Origin of the sequence: Caballeronia sp. GAWG2-1 (assembly GCF_023631405.1) — a bacterium.
GTDB lineage: Bacteria > Pseudomonadota > Gammaproteobacteria > Burkholderiales > Burkholderiaceae > Caballeronia.
In genome coordinates this window covers 92,292-110,682 of the sequence record NZ_JALQDD010000009.1, presented here as the reverse complement: position 1 = coordinate 110,682, position 18,391 = coordinate 92,292, and the positions used below count along the sequence as shown (strand labels likewise).

The following is an 18,391-nucleotide window of genomic DNA, read 5'->3' as shown; positions in this document are numbered from 1 at the left end:
TTCTCGCGTGGTGTGGTACTCGGCGCGTCAGATGAGCTTGACGAGCTGCTTGCCAAAGTTCTTTCCGCGCAAAAGACCGAGGAACGCTTCGGGCGCATTTTCCAGTCCCTGCGCAATGGTCTCGCGGTAGATCAGCTTCTTGGTCGCGACGCGTTCGCCGAGTTCCTTCAACGCTTGCGGCCACAATTCCATGTGCTCGCTCACGATGAAACCCTGCAGCTTCAGACGCTGCGTGAGCAGAATGCGCGGCGCCTGCAGCGGCAATGGCTTGCCGTCGTAGCCCGAGATCATGCCGCACAACGCAATGCGCCCGTGTGCGTTCATGCGCGGCAACACGGCATCGAGCACTTCGCCGCCGACGTTTTCGAAATAGCCGTCGATGTCATCCGGCGCCGCGGCTTTCAGCTCGTCGTACAAATGGCCCGCCTTGTAGTCGATGCACGCGTCGAAGCCCAGCGTCTCGACGACATAGCGGCACTTCTCGGCGCCGCCCGCAATGCCGATCACGCGGCAGCCCGCCGCCTTCGCCAGTTGCCCGACCACGCTGCCGACGGCGCCGCTTGCCGCGCTCACGGCGACCGTATCGCCAGCCTTCGGTTCGATGATGCGATTCAGGCCATACCAGGCCGTCACGCCCGGCATGCCGACCGGGCCGAGATACGCGGACAGCGGAACGTGCGTGGTATCGACGGCATAAAGACCCGTGCCGTCCGATGTCCCGTATTCCTGCCAGCCGTACATGCCGACCACGTTGTCGCCGACCTTGAACTTCGGATTGCGCGACTCGACCACTTCACCGACCGTGCCGCCGATCATCACTTCGTTCAAAGCCTGCGGCGCGGCGTATGACTTGGCATCGCTCATGCGCCCGCGCATGTACGGATCGAGCGACAGATAGTGATTGCGCACGCGCAGCTCGCCTTCCCGCAGCGGCGCAAGCGGTGTTTCGACGAGCCTGAAATTGTCGGTCGATGCCTCGCCTTCCGGTCGCGATACCAGCAAAACCTGACGATTCTTCTGAGCGTCTGCCATTGCGAATCCTCCTGTTCGGAATGAATCAAGCGTCGCTCGGTCCCGGCGTGGCCTTGGGATCGGAACGCATTTTCTGTTTGACGATATCGCGGCCCACTGCGAGCCTGCGCATGTATTTGAACGTGCCTAGCGCCTTGGCGACGAAATGCCCTTCGCTGTCGCGCACTTCGCCTTCGCAATACGCCATGGTGGTGGAGCGATGCAGCACGCGCCCGATGCCGCGCAATTCACCGCGTCCCGGCTGCATGAAGTTCACCTTCATCTCGACGGTAACGACGCCGATGCCATTGCCCGCGAGACTGCGCGCGGCGAGTGCCAGCGCGGAATCGAGCAAGGTCATGGTGACGCCGCCGTGCGCGATGCCCCACGTGTTCAAATGCGCATCTTCGAGCGCGAGCCGCACTTCCGCTTCGCCGTCGGCGGCCTTGACCAATTCCACGCCGAGCGAATCGATGAACGGGCTTTCGATGGCGACGTCATGTGGCTTGTCGGTCATGGTCGTCACACTTCGTAGTCGACGCATTGACGGTCTTCGCGCACCGCGGCAATGAAGTCTTTCAGCGCCACGTGCTTCGGATGCACCTGATAGGCAACGAGCGCCGCTTTGTCGTCGAAGTCGGAGACGAGCACGACATCGTAAGTGCAGTCGAAACCCGGTTGCGCCGTACCGACCTCGAAGTGTCCCTGCCCCTTAACGATGCTACGGCAGGTTTCGAGCTTCTCCTTGAGCTTCTGCGCATTCTCCGCGCGGCTCGCGCCTTCCGCCGACTCCTTCAGCTTCCACATGACGATGTGACGTAACACGGCAACTCCTGGTCAAGAAAACGATGAAGGCAGAAGCGTAGCAAAGATTCGCCGGTAGCTTCGGAGGCTCACGCGAGCAAATAATCGGAGCGTATGCATTCGATGCCCGCGTCGCGCATTTCGCGCCACGCTCGATCCAGCGAGCCGTCGAGATCGATCGCGCGGCACGCGTCTTCTATCACGCTCACTTCGAAGCCCGCGCGACGCGCATCCAACGCGGACCACGCAACGCAATAATCCGTCGCCAGTCCCGCGACCCATACGCGCTTCGCACCGACGTCGCGCAGATAGCCTGCAAGACCCGTGGGTGTCACGCGATCCGCCTCGAGAAACGCGGAGTAGCTGTCGACATGTTCGTGATGCCCCTTGCGGATCACGAGCCGCGCGTGCGGTAGTTGCAGGCCGCGATGTAGCGCCGCGCCCTCGGTGTCCTGCACGCAGTGCACCGGCCACAGCACCTGTTCGCCGTAAGGCATTGTCATCATGTCGAAGGGCGCCCGTCCTTCGTGATTCGCCGCGAACGAGACATGCGAGCGCGGATGCCAGTCCTGCGTCAGGACGACATGCGAGAACGCGCGCGCCAGGCGGTTGATGACGGGCACCACCTCATCGCCTTCCTTCACGGCGAGCGCGCCGCCGGGCATGAAATCGTACTGCACGTCCACGACGAGTAAAACGTCTTCTACGGGTTTCATCATGCTCATCTTCAAGGGTTGAACCGGCCGTTGACCGCCGCGAGTTGCGTCACGCGGGCGGCGGGCTGCCATGCGTCGCCGTTGGGCTGTTGCGCGTAGCGGCGCATGGCGCGTTCCACGGCGGCAAGGCCGATGGTGTCGGCGTAGAACATTGGGCCGCCGCGCCAGAGCGGGAAACCGTAACCCGTCAAATAGACCATGTCGATATCCGAGGCCTTCGAAGCGATGCCCTCTTCGAGAATACGCGCGCCTTCGTTGACGAGCGCGAGCATGAGCCGCTCGACGATTTCATCGTCCGCGATACGCCGTCTTTCGATGCCTGCTTCCTTCGAATACGCGACGATCATGTCGTCGACCGCTTGTGATGGCAGCGCGTCGCGCTTGCCTGGCTCGTAGTCGTACCATCCTGCACCGGTCTTTTGTCCGAAGCGGCCCGCTTCGCACAGCCGATCCGCGATTTTCGAATAGCGCAACTCCGGCTGCTCGACATAACGGCGCTTGCGAATGGCCCAGCCGATGTCGTTGCCCGCAAGATCGCTCATGCGAAACGGCCCCATGGCGAAGCCGAAATTTTCGATTGCACGATCGATCTGCGCGGGCAGCGCGCCTTCCTCCAGCATGAAAAGCGCCTGCCGCAAGTACTGTTCGACCATGCGGTTGCCGATGAAGCCATCGCATACGCCCGAGACCACGGCCGTCTTCCTGATCTTCCGCGCGAGTTGCATGACGGAGGCGAGCACGTCCTCGTCCGTTTTCGCGCCGCGCACCACTTCGAGCAGCTTCATCACGTTGGCGGGACTGAAGAAGTGCGTGCCGATGACATCGCCCGGACGTTTCGTGAACGCGGCGATTTTGTCGAGATCGAGCGTCGATGTGTTCGATGCGAGAATCGCGCCGGGCTTCGCGACTTCATCGAGGCGGCGGAAGACTTGTTCCTTCACGCCCAGGTCTTCGAATACCGCTTCGATGATCAAGTCCGCGTGCGCGAGGTCCGCATAATCGAGCGTCGGTTGAATGAGGGCCATGCGTTCATCGACCTCGTCTTGCGTGAGCTTGCCCTTCTTCACTTGCGCTTCGTAATTGCGGCGCACGTTCGCCAAACCCCGGTCGAGTGCGTCCTGTTTCGTTTCGAGCAACACGACGGAAAATCGCGCGTTGATGAAGTTCATGGCGATGCCGCCACCCATCGTGCCCGCGCCGATCACGCCGATGCGCTCGATCTTTCTGACGGGCGTGTTCGACGGCACATCCGCGATCTTGGACGCCGCGCGTTCGGCGAAGAACGCGTGCCGCAGCGCGCGGCTTTCCGGTGTCTGCACGAGCGCGAGAAAGCATTCGCGCTCGAAGGCGAGCCCGCGTTCGAAGCCTTCTTTCAGGCCTTTTTCGATGGCATCGATGCACTTGTGCGGTGCCGGAAAATGCTTCGCCGTCGCGATGGCGTTCGCGCGCGCGGCCCGGATGATTCGATCGGCATCCGTGTGTTCGATGGGGCGTTCGCGCACTTGCGGGTGCTTGCTGTCACGCTTGGCGACGTGCTGAGCGAAACGCACGGCGCCATCGAGCAAGTCGCCTTCGATCATTTGGTCGAAGAGCGCGGTATTCGCGAGTCGTTCGGATGATACCGGCGTCCCTGACACGATCATGCCAAGTGCCCTTTCGACGCCAACCACGCGCGGCAGCCGTTGCGTGCCGCCCGCGCCGGGCAGGAGGCCGAGCTTCACTTCGGGCAGCGCGATCTGCGCGCCGGGCGACGCCACGCGGTAATGCGCGCCGAGCGCGAGTTCGAGGCCGCCGCCCATCGCCACGGCGTGAATCGCCGCGATCACCGGCTTCGCGCTGCCCTCGATTGCTTCGATGACCGTCTTGAGCGTCGGTTCTTGCGTCGCCTTCGGCGTATTGAATTCGGTGATGTCCGCGCCGCCCGAAAACGCCTTGCCGGCGCCGATCACGACGATGGCGCGCACGTTGTCTTCGTCACGCGCGCGCTCGATGCCTTCCACGATGCCAAGCCGTGTCGCGTGCCCGAGGCCGTTCACCGGCGGGTTGTCGAGTGTGATGACGGCGACGCCGTCGTGGATCGTGAAGTGCACAGCCATGAAGATGTCTCCCGTTCGCGCGTCTTTGGCGAGGTTATTGTGAGTGATCGACGCAGAATACACAAAGGAGAACGATCGTTCAAATGCGCGTCGTCCGGCGAATGAAAACGCCCCGGATCGACCGGGGCGCGAGGTCAGCCGGAAGCGCTGGCATCAAGATGTCTTCTCACCCTTCTCCGGCAGCACATGCTCCCGATACAACGCGCGCAGCCGCACCTTCTGCAGCTTGCCCGTCGCCGTATGCGGCAACTCGTCGGCGAACACGACATCGTCCGGAATCCACCACTTCGCGACCTTGCCCTCGAAATGCGCAAGCAAATCCTCACGCGTGACGGTCGCGCCCGGACGCAGCACGGCGACGATCATCGGCCGCTCCGTCCACTTCGGATGCGAGCACGCAATGCACGCCGCCTCCGCCACCTGCGGATGCGACACCGCGATGTTCTCCAGATCGATCGAACTGATCCACTCGCCGCCCGACTTGATCACGTCCTTGCTGCGATCGGTGATGTTCATGAAGCCATCGGCGTCGATGGTCGCGACATCGCCCGTTGGAAACCAGCCGTCGATGAGCGGCGACTCGTCGCGCCGGAAATAGCGGTCGATGACCCACGGTCCGCGCACGTGCAGATCGCCGAACGACTGGCCGTCCCACGGCAGTTCGTGGCCGTCGTCGCCGACCACTTTCATATCGACGCCAAAGAGCGCGCGCCCCTGCTTTTCGAGCGAGATGCGCTGTTCCTCGGCCGAACGCTGCTTCTGCCGGAAACTCAGCCGCGCGAGCGTGCCGAGCGGCGACATCTCCGTCATGCCCCACGCATGAATCACCTGCACGCCGTAGTCTTCCTCGAAGGTCTTCAGCATGGCGGGCGGACACGCCGAGCCGCCGATCACCGTGCGCTTCAACGTCGAAAAGCGCAAATCGTTCTGCTTCATGTAAGCGAGGAGCGCCAGCCATACGGTCGGCACGCCCGCCGAATAGGTGACGCCTTCCGCTTCCATCAACTCGTAGAGCGACTTGCCGTCGAGGTCCTTACCGGGGAACACCAGCTTCGCGCCGACGAGCGGCCCCGCATGCGGAATGCCCCACGCGTTGACGTGGAACATCGGCACGACGGGCAGGATGGAATCGCTCGATGACGCGCCCATCGCATCGGGCAAGGCCGCGCCATAAGCATGCAGCACCGTCGAGCGATGCGAATACAGCGCGCCCTTCGGATTGCCTGTCGTTCCCGACGTGTAGCAAAGAAACGATGCCTGACGTTCATCGAGCATCGGCCATTCGTAGACGCCATCCTGTTCGCCGACGAGACTTTCGTAGCTCATCACCGGTACGCTCAGGTTCGAAAGATGCTGCTCGATGCAGGCGGCATCGCCGAGTGCGATCCAGCCTTTCACGTTCGGACACTGCGGCGCGATCATCTCGACGAGCGGCGCGAAGGTCATGTCGAACAAGACGTACGAATCGTCGGCATGATCGATGATGAACGCGACCTGATCCGGAAAGAGACGCGGATTGATGGTGTGGCACACGGCGCCCATGCCCGCCACGCCGTAATAGCACTCCAGATGCCGGTAGCCGTTCCAGGCCAGCGTGCCGATGCGCTCGCCCTGCTCCACGCCGAGCGCGATCAAGGCCTGCGCGAGTTGCTTCGCGCGCTTCTCGCAATCGCGGTAGGTGTAGCGATGGATATCGCCTTCGATACGCCGCGACACGATTTCCGTATCGCCGAAGTGGCGCGAGGCATGGGACAACAGGGACGACGCGAGCAACGGTATTTCCATCATCTGGCCGTAAAGCGGCGACGTCATGGGTGATTTCCTCGGTGAGTCGGTTGGCGAGTCTGGGCTCGAGTCATTGGATCGGTCATTGGCTTTGCGCCGCCCGATGCCCGGCCGGGCGCGGCCCTGCAGGCCCGCGGGCGCGGATTTACAATATCGTTTAACCAAAAGGCGCTCAATATGTCGTTTTCCCCAAGCAATGCCGTGCGTGCAGCGTCCGGCGAGAAGGCTTCCGGCGCTGATTCCATGGACGCCATCGCCGCCGCGATCAAGGTTGGCCAGCCCGGCTCGTTCGCGGCGCTCGGGGCCGCGTTCCTCACGCGCCTTCCCGCCACGCCGGTGCCCGATCCTTATCTCGTCGCGATCTCGCGCGAAACGGCGGACATGCTCGGCATCGATCCGGATGTCGCGGAAGGCAGCGAGCAAAAGCGCTTTGCCGAATACTTCGCCGGCAATCCCACGCACGAATGGCCCGCCGGCGACCTGCCTTACGCAGCGGTCTATTCGGGGCATCAGTTCGGCGTGTGGGCAGGTCAATTGGGCGATGGCCGCGCACTTACACTCGGCGAGATCGAGCCAGACACCGATCGGGACCATGACGGCACACGCTTCGAACTTCAGCTGAAGGGCGCGGGCCGCACACCGTATTCCCGCATGGGCGATGGCCGCGCCGTGTTGCGTTCGTCGATCCGCGAATTCCTGTGCTCCGAAGCCATGCACCATCTGGGCATTCCCACGACGCGCGCGCTCGCCATCGTCGGCTCCGATATGCCGGTGCGGCGCGAGAGCATGGAAACAGCGGCGATCGTCACGCGCGTCGCGCCGAGCTTCGTGCGCTTCGGGCATTTCGAACACTTCTATTCGAACGACCGCGTCGACGATCTCAAAGCGCTTGCCGATCACGTGATCGAGCGCTTCTATCCGCATTGCCGCGATGCCGACGATCCCTACCTCGCGCTCCTAGACGAAGCCGTGCGCAGCACCGCCGATCTGATGGCGGAGTGGCAAGCCGTCGGCTTCTGTCACGGCGTGATGAACACCGACAACATGTCCATTCTCGGTCTCACGATCGACTACGGCCCGTTCGGTTTCATGGATGGCTTCAACGCGCATCACATTTGCAACCACACGGACACGCAAGGGCGCTATTCGTACAGCCGTCAGCCGCAGGTCGGCTATTGGAACCTGTTTTGTCTGGCGCAGGCGCTGGTTCCGCTCGTCGGCGCGAACCTGCCGGAAGAAGGCCGTGCGCAACGCGTGGTCGAGGAAGCGCAGAAGGTTCTCGAACGCTACAAGGCGCGCTTCGGCCCTGTGTTCGAAGCGAAGATGCGCGCCAAGCTCGGCCTCGAAATCGCGCGCGAAGGCGATGACAAACTCGCCAACGGTCTCCTCGAAATCATGCACGCGAACCGCGCGGACTTCACGCTCACGTTCCGGAACTTGTCGAAGCTCGCGAAATCCGATACCTCGAACGATTCGCCCGTGCGCGACCTCTTTCTCGACCGCGCCGCTTTCGACGCGTGGGCGGTGCAGTATCGCGAACGTCTCGCGCACGAAACGCGCGACGATACGGATCGCGCGGCCGCGATGAATCGTGTGAATCCGAAGTACGTGCTGCGTAATCACCTGGCCGAACAGGCGATTCGCCAGGCGAGCGAAAAGGATTACACCGAAGTGGCGCGGCTTCTCGACGTGCTGCGCCGTCCCTACGACGAACAACCCGAATACGAAGCCTACGCCGGCCTGCCGCCCGACTGGGCGAGCGATCTGGAAGTGAGTTGTTCTTCTTAGGATCGCCCCAAAATAGCTGGCCTGATCCGTTTTTCCGACTTTCGGCCGATAAAAGGAATGATATGAGCAGAGACGACACCATCGACAACACTGGCGCCACGGCGTATCCGCTGCAAAAGGACGATGCGGCGTATCGCAACGAACTCAACGACATGCAGTATCAGGTCACGCGCCACGCGGCGACCGAGCGCCCGTTCTCCGGCGAATACTGGGACCACTTCGAGCGCGGCGTGTATGACTGCGTGTGTTGCGGCACGCCGCTTTTCGAATCCGCGACCAAGTTCGACGCGGGCTGCGGCTGGCCCAGCTACTTCAAGCCGATCAACGGCGAAGTGATCGAAGAGAAGACCGACCGCTCGCACGGCATGCTGCGCATCGAAGTGCAGTGCAAGAACTGCGGCGCGCACCTCGGCCACGTCTTCGAAGACGGCCCGGCGCCCACCGGTTTGCGGTATTGCATCAACTCGGCTGCGCTACAATTCGAATCCAAGTAAGCGCGGGCGGGTTGTGGCGGGCTAATCAATAAGCCCGTGCATAATTTTCTGCCGCATGGAACGCCCGCTTCTCGAGAGCGGGCGTTCGTTTCGCGCGCCGCAGCCTGCTCGCTGCCCACCTCATCGCCACGCCAATGAAATTTCTGTTCGATCTGTTTCCGATCATCCTGTTTTTTGTCGCATTCAAGATCTGGGGCATCTATACGGCAACTGCCGTGGCCATCGCGGCGACGCTCGTGCAGATTGCGTGGGTGGCGTTCCGCCATCGCAAGGTCGATCCAATGCTGTGGGTGAGTCTCGGCGTGGTCGTGGTGTTCGGCGGCGCGACGCTCGTGCTGCACAACGATACCTTCATCAAATGGAAGCCCACCGCGCTTTACTGGCTCTTCGCCGTGGCGCTGATCGTCGCGCAACTCGGCTTCAAAAAGAACCTCATCGAAGCGATGATGGGCAAGCAGATCGTCCTGCCGCATCGCGTGTGGGGACAATTGAACGTGGCGTGGGCGGTGTTTTTCGCGCTGCTCGGTATCGTCAATCTCGTGGTGGCGTTTCACTTCACCACCGACCAATGGGTCAACTTCAAGCTCTTCGGCGCGACGGGATGTCTCGTGGCGTTTATCGTCGCGCAAAGCTTCTGGCTCGCCAAATACATGAAGGAGGATGGTCAATGAACGCTTCCTTCGATTTTCCGAACGCGAGCGCGGCCGACAAGATCGCGCATCTCGAAGCGCGCCTCGAAGCGGCGCTCGAACCGCAAACCGTGCATATCGAAGACGACAGCGCGGCGCATGCCGGGCATGCCGGCGCGGCTTCGGGCAGTCATTACACGGTCACGGTCATCGCCGAATGCTTCGCGGGCCGCGCGCGAGTGGCGCGGCATCGACTGGTGTATGATGCGCTGGCCGCGGAAATGCAGCATGGCGTGCACGCACTGGCCATCCGAGCTTATACGCCGCAAGAGTTCGCAGAACAATTCGAATAGACTCCGCGCGGGCTTTGGCGCCTGATTGCCGCGCTTTTGCCTCGCCTCTCCCGCGTGTCGAATCACTCAGCTTCTTCCAGATCAACCTCTCAATCAAGCGCCTTTCGAGGTCGCTCGTTGCTCAGTTAGGAACCTCCGATGACTTTGAAAAAAACCCGCGTCTGGGTCTTGCTGGCTGCGTTCGCCGCGGCTCCCGCGTTTGCGCAGAACATCGCCGTCGTCAATGGCACGCCGATTCCCACGTCGCGCGCCGATGCGCTCGTGAAGCAACTCGTCCAGCAGGGTCAGCAGGATTCGCCGCAATTGCAACAGGCGGTGCGCGAGGAACTCATCAACCGCGAAATCCTGATGCAGGAAGCATCGCGCGAAGGCCTGCCCATGCGTCCCGACGTGAAGGCGCAGATCGCGGTCGCGCAACAGACGGTCGTGCTGCGCGCGATGATCGAAGACTTCGTCAAGAAGAACACGCCGACCGACGCCGAGATCCAGGCGCGCTACGAGCAACTCGTGAAGCAGACGGGCGGCGGCAAGGAACTGCATCTGCATCACATCCTGGTAGAAAGCGAAGCGCAGGCGAAGGACTTGATCGCGAAGATCAAGGGCGGCGCGAGCTTCGAGGATTTGGCGAAGCAATACTCGAAGGACCCGGGATCGGGCAAGAACGGCGGCGATCTGGACTGGTCCGCGCCGCAAGCCTACGTGCCGGAATTCGGCGCCGCCGCCGAGAAGCTCAAGAAGGGTGAAGTAACGCCGCAGCCGGTGAAGACGCAATTCGGCTGGCACATCATCCGTCTGGACGATACCCGCGACGTCGCCCCGCCGCCGCTGGAACAAGTGAAAGCGCAGATCGCGCAGCAGATTCAGCAGGAGAAGCTGCAGGCGTTCGAGGAAGGGTTGCGGAAGAAGGCAGTGGTGAAATAAGCGCGCTGTTGGCTGCAGGGTTTTTCGCGTAGCGCCTCCGATCTTGCGATCGGGGGCGTTTTTGCTTTAAGCGCACCAACAGCCCCCTGATTTAAGAGCTTTCGAGTTCCATTCGAAGCTAAAACTTCACATGATCGATGCCTTATTCGTCAGCGAGAGAGGATCAAATCATGAATGAGAAAGTGAGGGTCGACCCGGCCGATGGTCTGCCGGCGATGGTTGTCGGTAGCTGGGCTCAAGGCAAGCATGAAAAGCTGACTGACTACGTAGGCGCATCGTGGGGCGCGCGGGCGCGTTTTCCGGGGTCGTCATATATCGACCTTTTTTGCGGCCCGGGCCGAGTTGTCGAGCGAGAGCATGGCGCCTTCCGCGACGGCGGTGCGTTGGCAGCATGGAAGACATCGTGCGCTTATGGAAAAGCACCCTTCCACAACATTTTTATAGGCGACTTAAGCGCCGAGTCCGTGAAGGTATGCGAGCAACGCCTAACGAAACTTGGCGGCCAGGTCCGTCCTTACGTGGGTGCAGCCACTAAGACCGTTCACGAGATCGTTTCCGATCTGCCGCGGGGTCTTCATCTGGCTTTTCTCGATCCGTTTAACGCAAAGCATCTCGATTTCGAAATTATTCTGGCGCTCGCCGCACATCCGAACATCGACATACTCGTGCATTTCAGCGTGATGGACATCCAACGCAACATCGATCTTGAAGCTGCGAAAGATGGGACGCGACTTGAATGTATCGCGCCCGGATGGAGAGAAGCGATCGACTTAAGTCGGCTACCTCGTACCGCCTTTGTCGGCGCATTTCTTGACTACTGGCAAAGAATTGTCTTGAACAACACTCGAATGACTGCGGCGAGCACGAAGCCATTACTAGTCAACAGCAAAAACGGCCCACTGTATCGACTAATTCTGCTAAGTCGACATATTCATGCTCAGAAGCTTTGGAACGATGTAGGACGAGAGAATAAAGATCAGAGGGACTTGTTCGGGTCTTTCTAAACTCCTACACTCCGAGGCTAACAATTTTCAGATAGGGCAAGACGATGGCGACGAAAACCGGCATCGAATGGACTGAGATGACCTGGAATCCCGTCACGGGATGCGTGAAGATTAGCCAAGGTTGTAAACATTGCTATGCCGAAAGGATGGCGGCCAGGCTAAAGGCTATGGGTAGCGCACGCTATGAGAACGAGTTCGCCCCTACGTTGCATGAGGACCTTATCGGACTTCCGCTCAAATGGAAAAAACCTCGCACCGTTTTCGTTAATTCGATGAGTGATCTGTTTCAAGAGGCTGTGCCTCTCGACTTCATTCAGCGCGTGTTCGCGACAATGGTTGCCACTCCGCAGCATACCTATCAGGTGCTCACCAAACGCTCCGCGCGCTTGCTTGAGTTAGCGCCATCCCTCCCATGGCCGTCGAACGTCTGGATGGGCGTAAGCGTTGAGGATAACCGAGTTGTCCAGAGGATCACGCATTTGGCCGCAACCCCGGCACAGGTGAAATTCCTCTCATGCGAGCCATTGATTGGACCGCTCGAAGATCTGCCATTGAGAAAGATAGACTGGGTAATTGTCGGCGGTGAGTCGGGCCGTGGAGCAAGACCCATGCAAGAGGACTGGGTCCAATCCATTCGGCGTCAGTGCCGCACCCAGCATACGGCTTTCTTCTTTAAGCAATGGGGCGGAGTTCGAAAGGACATGACCGGAAGGCTTCTTAACGGACGCACCTACGATGCGATGCCCAATCGCAAGGTTGTCCCGATCGCAATCGCCCGTTAGCAGACAAAGTCAAGGCAATCCGCGCGGAGACGGACCCGCGACAAAGGGCAGTCGCGTGAGGGCGTGTGTTTGCCTGCCTTGCACAAACAGTGTGCCTGCACACGTCGGTCACGGTACCTCGCCTATCTGCAATCGACAAAAAAACACCCCGAAAAACCACTTCGGGGTGCTCTCATCCCACCGATACAACCCATCCTCAACCCATGAACCGCCGCGCGTTCTGAAACACGCGCAGCCACGGACTGCCGTCAGTGGTCCAGTCATCCGGTGTCCAGCTCATCTGCACATTGCGATGCACGCGCTCCATATGCGGCATCAAAACGGTGAAGCGGCCGTCGGGCGTCGTGACCGACGTGATGCCTTGCGGCGAGCCGTTCGGGTTGAACGGATACTGCTCCGTCGCGCGGCCGTGATGATCGACGAAACGCATGGCGACGAGTGCCTTCGCGGCATCGCCCTGTTGCGAGAAATCGGCGAAACCTTCACCGTGCGCGACCGCAACCGGAATGCGCGAGCCTTCCATGCCGCTAAAGAAGATCGACGGCGAACTCTCCACTTCCACGAGCGAGAAGCGCGCTTCGAACTGCTCGGACTTGTTGCGCGTGAACTTGGGCCACGCCTCGGCGCCGGGGATGATCGACGCCAGGTTCGACATCATCTGGCAGCCGTTGCAGATGCCGAGCGCGAAGGTATCGGCGCGGCTAAAGAAGGCGGCGAACATATCGGAAAGACGCGGGTTGAAGCGAATGGTCTTGGCCCAGCCTTCGCCCGCACCCAGCACGTCGCCATACGAGAAGCCGCCGCACGCCACCGCGCCCGCGAAGTCGGCGAGTGTCGCGCGGCCTTCGAGCAGATCGCTCATATGTACGTCATGTGCATCGAAGCCCGCGCGGTCGAATGCATACGCGGTTTCGAGATGCGAGTTCACGCCCTGCTCGCGCAGGATCGCCACGCGCGGACGCGTGTTCGTCGCGATGAACGGCGCGGCGACGTCTTCCGCCGGATCGAAGGTCAACACGGGCGACAAGCCGGGATCGCCGGCATCGAGCAATGCGTCGTATTCGGCGTCGGCACAAGCGGGGTTGTCGCGCAGACGCGCGATGCGCCAGCTCACCTCGCTCCATGCGCGCTGCAACTCGGTACGCGGCGCATCGAAAATCTTCTTCGCGTCGCGATAGATCTCGACCGTGTCGCGCTCGTTCGGCTTGCCGATGACATGCGCGCACGCCGACAAACCATGCCCGCGCAACGCGCCGAGCACGGCATCGCGATCCGCCGCGCGCACTTGCACCACCGCGCCGAGTTCTTCCGTGAACAGCGCGCGGATCGTGCGGTCGTCGCGCCGGCCGCTCGTCTGCTTGGTCCAGTCTTTCGCGTCGCCGTAATCGGATTCGTGGTCGGCATCGAGTGTCAGCATGTCGACGTTGAGCGACACGCCCACGTGCCCCGCGAACGCCATCTCGCAGACCGTCGCCCACAGGCCGCCGTCCGAGCGGTCGTGATAGGCAAGCAGCTTGCCGTCGGCGTTGAGCGCCTGAATGGACGCGAAGAAGCGCTTGAGGTCTTCGGGATCGTCGACGTCGGGCACGGCATCGCCCACTTGCTGCGTCACTTGCGCGAGGATGCTGCCGCCCATGCGATTGCGCCCGCGCCCCAGATCGATGGCGATCAGCACCGTATTGGACTCCGCGACGAGTTGCGGCGTGAGTTGACGGCGCACGTCCTCGACCGGCGCGAACGCCGAGATGATGAGCGACACCGGCGACACCACTTCCCGTGAGCCGCCGCGTGCGTCCTGCCACTTGGTGCGCATCGACAGCGAATCCTTGCCGACCGGAATGCTGATGCCGAGCGCCGGGCACAGTTCCATGCCGATGGCCTTCACCGTGTCGTAGAGCGCCGCGTCTTCGCCCGCGCTGCCGCACGCGGCCATCCAGTTGGCGGAGAGCTTGAGCTTGCTCAACGATTCGATCGGCGCGGCAGCGATATTCGTCACTGCTTCGCCCACTGCCATGCGGCCGGATGCGGGTGCGTCGATGACGGCGAGCGGCGTGCGCTCGGCCATCGTCATGGCTTCGCCGCGATAGCCCGCGTAGTCCATGGTCGTGATGGCGCAATCGGCCACCGGCACTTGCCACGGGCCCACGAACTGGTCGCGCGCCGTCGTGCCGCCCACCGAACGGTCGCCGATGGTGATGAGAAACGACTTGCTCGCGACGGTCGGGTGCTTGAGCACATCGACGGCGACTTCCGAAAGCTGCAGGCCGGTGACATCGACCGGCGTGAAGCTCGGATGTTCGCGCGCAACGTCGCGATGCATTTTCGGCGGCTTGCCGAGCAGCACATCCATCGGCATGTCGACGGGTTCCTGACCTTCGTTTTCATCGTCGATGAGTTCGAGGTCGCGCTCGTCCGTCGCCACGCCAACCACTGCCACCGGGCAGCGTTCACGCTCGCAGACTGCCTCGAAGGCCGGCAGATCGGCGGGCGCGATGGCCAGCACATAGCGCTCTTGCGCTTCGTTCGACCAGATTTCGCGCGGCGACAGTCCGCTTTCCTCGAGCTGTACCTTGCGCAGTTCGAAGCGCGCGCCCTTTCCCGCGCCATCGACGAGTTCGGGGAACGCATTCGAAATGCCGCCCGCGCCGACGTCGTGAATCGACAGAATGGGGTTGTGCTCGCCCAGTTGCCAGCACGAGTTGATGACTTCCTGCGCGCGGCGTTGAATTTCAGGATTGCCGCGCTGCACGGAATCGAAGTCCAGCTCGGCGGTGTTCGCGCCCGTGGCCATCGAACTCGCCGCGCCGCCGCCCATGCCGATGCGCATGCCCGGTCCGCCGATCTGGATCAGCAGCGTGCCCGCCGGCAGATCGTTCTTGTGCGTGTGCTGGTCCGAGATATTGCCGATGCCGCCCGCGATCATGATCGGCTTGTGATAGCCGCGCACGCGGCCCGCGACGTTCTGCTCGAAGGTGCGGAAGTAGCCGCCCAGGTTTGGACGGCCGAATTCGTTGTTGAATGCCGCCGCGCCGATGGGCCCGTCGATCATGATCTGCAACGGCGACGCAATGCGATCCGGCCGGCCATACGCCTCATGCGTTTCCGACGGATTGCGCGAGACGAGCGGCGTGGCGGCATCGCGGGCGTTTTCCCACTTCTGACGCGCATCGGGCAAGTCGAGGTTCGATACCGTGAAGCCCGCGAGACCGGCTTTCGGACGCGCGCCGCGACCCGTCGCGCCTTCGTCGCGGATTTCGCCGCCCGAGCCCGTTGCCGCGCCCGCGAACGGCGAGATCGCGGTCGGGTGATTATGCGTTTCGACCTTCATCAGCGTGTGCGTCAACTCGACCTTGCGCTGATACTGCTCGCTCTCGCCGCGCGGAAACCAGCGCTCCGCGACGCCGCCCGCCATGATCGCCGAGTTGTCCGAGTACGCGACGATCGTGCCTTCGTGATTCAGCTTCTCGGTGTTGCGGATCATGGCGAAGAGCGACAGATCCTGCTTCTCGCCGTCGATAGTCCATTCGCCGTTGAAAATCTTGTGGCGGCAATGTTCGCTGTTGGCCTGCGCGAACATCATCAGTTCGACGTCGGTCGGATTGCGGTTGAGGTTTTTGAAGGCATCGACGAGATAGACGATCTCGTCTTCCGCGAGCGCGAGGCCCAGTTCCGCGTTGGCCGCTTCGAGCGCCGAACGCCCGGCGCCGATGATATCGACCGTCTGCAAGGGCTTGGCGGGCAGTTCGTCGAAGAGATGCAGCGCCTGATCGCGCGAGGCCGCGACGCTTTCGGTCATGCGGTCGTGCAACGCGTCGGCAACGGCGGCGCGCGCTTCGTCCGACAGGATTTTCTTGCCGCCGAGCAGACCGCTCTTCAGGACGACCGTGTATTCGACGCCGCGCTCGATACGCCGCACTTGCGTGAGGCCGCAATGATGCGCGATGTCGGTTGCCTTGCTCGCCCAAGGCGACACCGTGCCGAAACGCGGCACGACCAGAAACGTTTCGGCGTGTCCGCGTTCCTTGCCTTCTTCGAGCGGCGCACCGTAGTGCATCAGCGCGTGGATGCTGTTGCTGTCCTCATCGGAAAGCGGTTCGGCCGAATTCACGAAGTGCAGAAACTGGCCGCGCACGCCGACGATGTTCGCGTCGATGCGCGCGAGCGTCTCGAGGAGGCGGGTCTGACGGAAATCGGAGAGGGCCGAAGCGCCGGGGAAACACGAGAAGTGGGCCATTGTGACGGTGCGTCGATGACGTCTGTGTGCCGCTAGGTGCCGCGCTCGAAACGCCGGAAACGGCCACGAGCGTGGATGAGCGACGTGAGGCGAAAGGAAGACCGCGATTATACCCCGGATGCGTCTCAAATTCGGCCGGCCCGACCGGCGCCATTGCCCGTCGCGCGTGCGCATCCCGCCGCAAACGTGACGCATGGCTTATCCTGAAATCGATCCTGCAGTGTACGCAGTGCAGAAACGTTCGCGACGGACATGCTGCGATCTGGCACCTATGGTCCCGGCGCGGCTCATTTGGCGCTATCATGGCGCGCTTTCTTCGGGTGTGGCGAGTCTGCCGCGCCCGCCGTCTCATCGTCGACATGCGCGGCGCGCCCGAGCTTGCGGCGCGGTATGCGGCGCAAGTTCGCGCCTTCGGGCAAAAAAGTCATGGATGTCATCGTTATCGGCGGAGGAATCGCCGGCATCGCCACCGCTTACCAGTTGCATGCGGCCGGGCATCGCGTCTGCGTGGTCGAGCGCTACGCGACCGTCGCCCAAGGCGCCACTTATGGCCAGGGCGGCGCGCTTCTCCCCTCTCCGCTCGACGTCTGGTTCGGACCGACCTTCATGTCGTCGAACCGCGCGAAGCAAAACGGCATGGTCGTGAAGACCGGCTTTCATAGCGCCGTGCGCGATTTTCTGAAACAACTCGCCATGCTGCGCGAGCCGGACGCGTTCGCGGCGCAATATGCGTTGCTGGAACCGCTCGTCGCGTTGTCGCGCCGTACCGTCGCGGAAATCGAGAGCGCACTGCAACTCGAATTCGAACAGCGGCGCGGCATGTTGCACGTGTTTCGTCACGCGCGCGAGCTGGAGGAAGCGCAACCGGCCATCGATCTGTTGCGGCAGTTCAAGGTGCCGCATCGCGTGCTGACGCCTGAGGAATGCGTCGCGGCGGAGCATTCGGTGCCCGAATATCCCGAATTCGCGGGCGGCGTTTTGCTGCCCGAGGAGCGCACGGCCAATTGCCCGCTCTTCACCAAGCAACTGAAGCAGGTGCTCGAAGACGGCGGCGTGCAGTTCCGCATGAATCGCACGGTGACGGCGCTGCGTCTGGACGATAAGCGCGCGGCCGTCGAACTCGCCGATCCGGAAGCGAGCCGCACCAAGCGCAACGAAAATGTCGAGTTGATCACGGCGGACGCCGTCGTGGTCGCGGCGGGAGCCGAGACGCCCGCGCTCGTCAGGAAGTCCACGCCGTGGCTCTATCCGCTGCGCATGCATACGCTCACCGCGCCGATTGCGTACGAAGAGCGCGCGCCGCATCTGACGGTCGTCGATTCGATGAAGCGCATCACGATGACACGTGTGAACCAGCGTCTGCGCGTGGCGGGCGCGGGCGTGTTCCAGAGCGCGTCCAAGGCCGACAAGCCGCTCGATGCGAGCCTCGCCCGTCGTGCCCTCGACGTGCTCGGTCAGGGCACGCACGACTGGATTCCGGGCGCGGGACGCGTCTCGGCCGCGCGTCCGTGGGAAGGCCTGCGCCTCTTTTCCGCCGATGGCCTGCCGGCAGTCGGCGCGACACGGCATCCGCGTGTGTTCGTGAACGCGGCGCATGGTCCGGCGGGCTGGGGGCTCGCGTGCGGGTCGGCGAAGGTGGTGGCGGACCTCCTGTCCGATGTGACGTCCGAGGTTCCGGAACAGACGCTTGCGGCGTTGAGTATCGAGCGGTTTTGAAGGGTGAGTGTCCGTGCTCGCGTGGCGCGGTGCTCGTAGCTGCGTCGGCCTGGCATTC

Annotated in this window: 16 protein-coding genes; 8 read left to right on the top strand and 8 right to left on the bottom strand. The window is 62.3% G+C overall.

All coding sequences use genetic code 11. The features are described from left to right. Positions 1–27 precede the first annotated feature (27 nt). The 6 genes from NCR98_RS07125 to NCR98_RS07100 form a co-directional block, all read right to left on the bottom strand. The gene (locus tag NCR98_RS07125; protein WP_250509023.1) at positions 28–1,032 is read right to left on the bottom strand and encodes an NADP-dependent oxidoreductase; all 1,005 of its coding nucleotides are present in this window, start codon (positions 1,030–1,032) and stop codon (positions 28–30) included. 25 nt (positions 1,033–1,057) lie between these two features. After that, complete coding sequence (locus NCR98_RS07120; protein WP_244827907.1) at positions 1,058–1,528, bottom strand: PaaI family thioesterase; 471 nt, start codon at positions 1,526–1,528, stop codon at positions 1,058–1,060. 5 nt (positions 1,529–1,533) lie between these two features. Then, positions 1,534–1,836, bottom strand: a complete 303-nt coding sequence (locus NCR98_RS07115; protein WP_244827908.1) for a Dabb family protein — start codon at positions 1,834–1,836, stop codon at positions 1,534–1,536. 68 nt (positions 1,837–1,904) lie between these two features. After that, a complete protein-coding gene (pncA, locus tag NCR98_RS07110) occupies positions 1,905–2,531 on the bottom strand; it encodes a bifunctional nicotinamidase/pyrazinamidase (protein WP_244828030.1) in 627 nt (208 codons plus the stop codon). Between the two features lie 11 nt (positions 2,532–2,542). Continuing rightward, positions 2,543–4,627: a 3-hydroxyacyl-CoA dehydrogenase NAD-binding domain-containing protein gene (locus NCR98_RS07105; RefSeq protein WP_250525851.1), complete on the bottom strand. Its 2,085-nt coding sequence runs from the start codon at positions 4,625–4,627 to the stop codon at positions 2,543–2,545. Positions 4,628–4,780: 153 nt separating this feature from the next. Then, positions 4,781–6,439, bottom strand: a complete 1,659-nt coding sequence (locus NCR98_RS07100; protein ID WP_250525850.1) for a 3-(methylthio)propionyl-CoA ligase — start codon at positions 6,437–6,439, stop codon at positions 4,781–4,783. A 150-nt stretch (positions 6,440–6,589) separates the two neighbouring features. Here NCR98_RS07100 and NCR98_RS07095 point away from each other — a divergent pair, with 150 nt between their 5' ends. The 7 genes from NCR98_RS07095 to NCR98_RS07065 all read left to right on the top strand — a co-directional run bounded on the left by NCR98_RS07095 (position 6,590) and on the right by NCR98_RS07065 (position 12,383). Then, positions 6,590–8,200 (top strand): protein adenylyltransferase SelO, encoded by a 1,611-nt coding sequence (locus NCR98_RS07095; RefSeq protein WP_502799728.1) that lies wholly within the window; start codon positions 6,590–6,592, stop codon positions 8,198–8,200. A gap of 62 nt (positions 8,201–8,262) precedes the next feature. Next, entirely contained in the window at positions 8,263–8,694 is a 432-nt protein-coding gene (gene msrB / locus NCR98_RS07090) for a peptide-methionine (R)-S-oxide reductase MsrB (protein ID WP_250525849.1), read from the top strand. Between the two features lie 134 nt (positions 8,695–8,828). Then, positions 8,829–9,365: a septation protein A gene (locus tag NCR98_RS07085; protein WP_244827912.1), complete on the top strand. Its 537-nt coding sequence runs from the start codon at positions 8,829–8,831 to the stop codon at positions 9,363–9,365. After that, positions 9,362–9,676, top strand: coding sequence for a BolA family protein (locus NCR98_RS07080; protein ID WP_244827913.1), 315 nt, complete (start codon positions 9,362–9,364; stop codon positions 9,674–9,676). Before NCR98_RS07085 ends, NCR98_RS07080 begins: the two co-directional genes overlap by 4 nt. Positions 9,677–9,814: 138 nt before the next feature. Continuing rightward, positions 9,815–10,597, top strand: coding sequence for a peptidylprolyl isomerase (locus NCR98_RS07075; RefSeq protein WP_244827914.1), 783 nt, complete (start codon positions 9,815–9,817; stop codon positions 10,595–10,597). Between the two features lie 170 nt (positions 10,598–10,767). Further along, a complete protein-coding gene (gene tcmP / locus NCR98_RS07070) occupies positions 10,768–11,601 on the top strand; it encodes a three-Cys-motif partner protein TcmP (protein WP_250492372.1) in 834 nt (277 codons plus the stop codon). A gap of 44 nt (positions 11,602–11,645) precedes the next feature. Continuing rightward, positions 11,646–12,383 (top strand): DUF5131 family protein, encoded by a 738-nt coding sequence (locus NCR98_RS07065; RefSeq protein ID WP_250492371.1) that lies wholly within the window; start codon positions 11,646–11,648, stop codon positions 12,381–12,383. 196 nt (positions 12,384–12,579) lie between these two features. Here NCR98_RS07065 and purL read toward each other — a convergent pair whose 3' ends face one another. Both purL and NCR98_RS07055 read right to left on the bottom strand, forming a co-directional pair. After that, positions 12,580–16,617 (bottom strand): phosphoribosylformylglycinamidine synthase, encoded by a 4,038-nt coding sequence (purL, locus tag NCR98_RS07060; protein WP_250525848.1) that lies wholly within the window; start codon positions 16,615–16,617, stop codon positions 12,580–12,582. A gap of 287 nt (positions 16,618–16,904) precedes the next feature. Continuing rightward, positions 16,905–17,045, bottom strand: a complete 141-nt coding sequence (locus NCR98_RS07055; protein ID WP_250464833.1) for a hypothetical protein — start codon at positions 17,043–17,045, stop codon at positions 16,905–16,907. Between NCR98_RS07055 and NCR98_RS07050 the strand changes: the two genes are divergently transcribed. Further along, the gene (locus NCR98_RS07050; protein ID WP_250464831.1) at positions 17,044–18,333 is read left to right on the top strand and encodes an FAD-dependent oxidoreductase; all 1,290 of its coding nucleotides are present in this window, start codon (positions 17,044–17,046) and stop codon (positions 18,331–18,333) included. The two genes, NCR98_RS07055 and NCR98_RS07050, sit on opposite strands and share 2 nt — an antisense overlap. Positions 18,334–18,391: the final 58 nt, after the last annotated feature.

Excerpts from the sequence above, each read along its gene's own strand:
- tcmP (WP_250492372.1), top strand. The coding sequence starts at position 10,768 with ATGAATGAGAAAGTGAGGGTCGACCCGGCCGATGGTCTGCCGGCGATG.
- NCR98_RS07095 (WP_502799728.1), top strand. The coding sequence starts at position 6,590 with ATGTCGTTTTCCCCAAGCAATGCCGTGCGTGCAGCGTCCGGCGAGAAG.
- NCR98_RS07085 (WP_244827912.1), top strand. The coding sequence starts at position 8,829 with ATGAAATTTCTGTTCGATCTGTTTCCGATCATCCTGTTTTTTGTCGCA.
- NCR98_RS07065 (WP_250492371.1), top strand. The coding sequence starts at position 11,646 with ATGGCGACGAAAACCGGCATCGAATGGACTGAGATGACCTGGAATCCC.
- NCR98_RS07100 (WP_250525850.1), bottom strand. The coding sequence starts at position 6,439 with ATGACGTCGCCGCTTTACGGCCAGATGATGGAAATACCGTTGCTCGCG.
- NCR98_RS07075 (WP_244827914.1), top strand. The coding sequence starts at position 9,815 with ATGACTTTGAAAAAAACCCGCGTCTGGGTCTTGCTGGCTGCGTTCGCC.
- NCR98_RS07055 (WP_250464833.1), bottom strand. The coding sequence starts at position 17,045 with ATGACTTTTTTGCCCGAAGGCGCGAACTTGCGCCGCATACCGCGCCGC.
- NCR98_RS07125 (WP_250509023.1), bottom strand. The coding sequence starts at position 1,032 with ATGGCAGACGCTCAGAAGAATCGTCAGGTTTTGCTGGTATCGCGACCG.
- NCR98_RS07105 (WP_250525851.1), bottom strand. The coding sequence starts at position 4,627 with ATGGCTGTGCACTTCACGATCCACGACGGCGTCGCCGTCATCACACTC.
- NCR98_RS07050 (WP_250464831.1), top strand. The coding sequence starts at position 17,044 with ATGGATGTCATCGTTATCGGCGGAGGAATCGCCGGCATCGCCACCGCT.
- pncA (WP_244828030.1), bottom strand. The coding sequence starts at position 2,531 with ATGAAACCCGTAGAAGACGTTTTACTCGTCGTGGACGTGCAGTACGAT.
- purL (WP_250525848.1), bottom strand. The coding sequence starts at position 16,617 with ATGGCCCACTTCTCGTGTTTCCCCGGCGCTTCGGCCCTCTCCGATTTC.
- msrB (WP_250525849.1), top strand. The coding sequence starts at position 8,263 with ATGAGCAGAGACGACACCATCGACAACACTGGCGCCACGGCGTATCCG.
- NCR98_RS07080 (WP_244827913.1), top strand. The coding sequence starts at position 9,362 with ATGAACGCTTCCTTCGATTTTCCGAACGCGAGCGCGGCCGACAAGATC.
- NCR98_RS07120 (WP_244827907.1), bottom strand. The coding sequence starts at position 1,528 with ATGACCGACAAGCCACATGACGTCGCCATCGAAAGCCCGTTCATCGAT.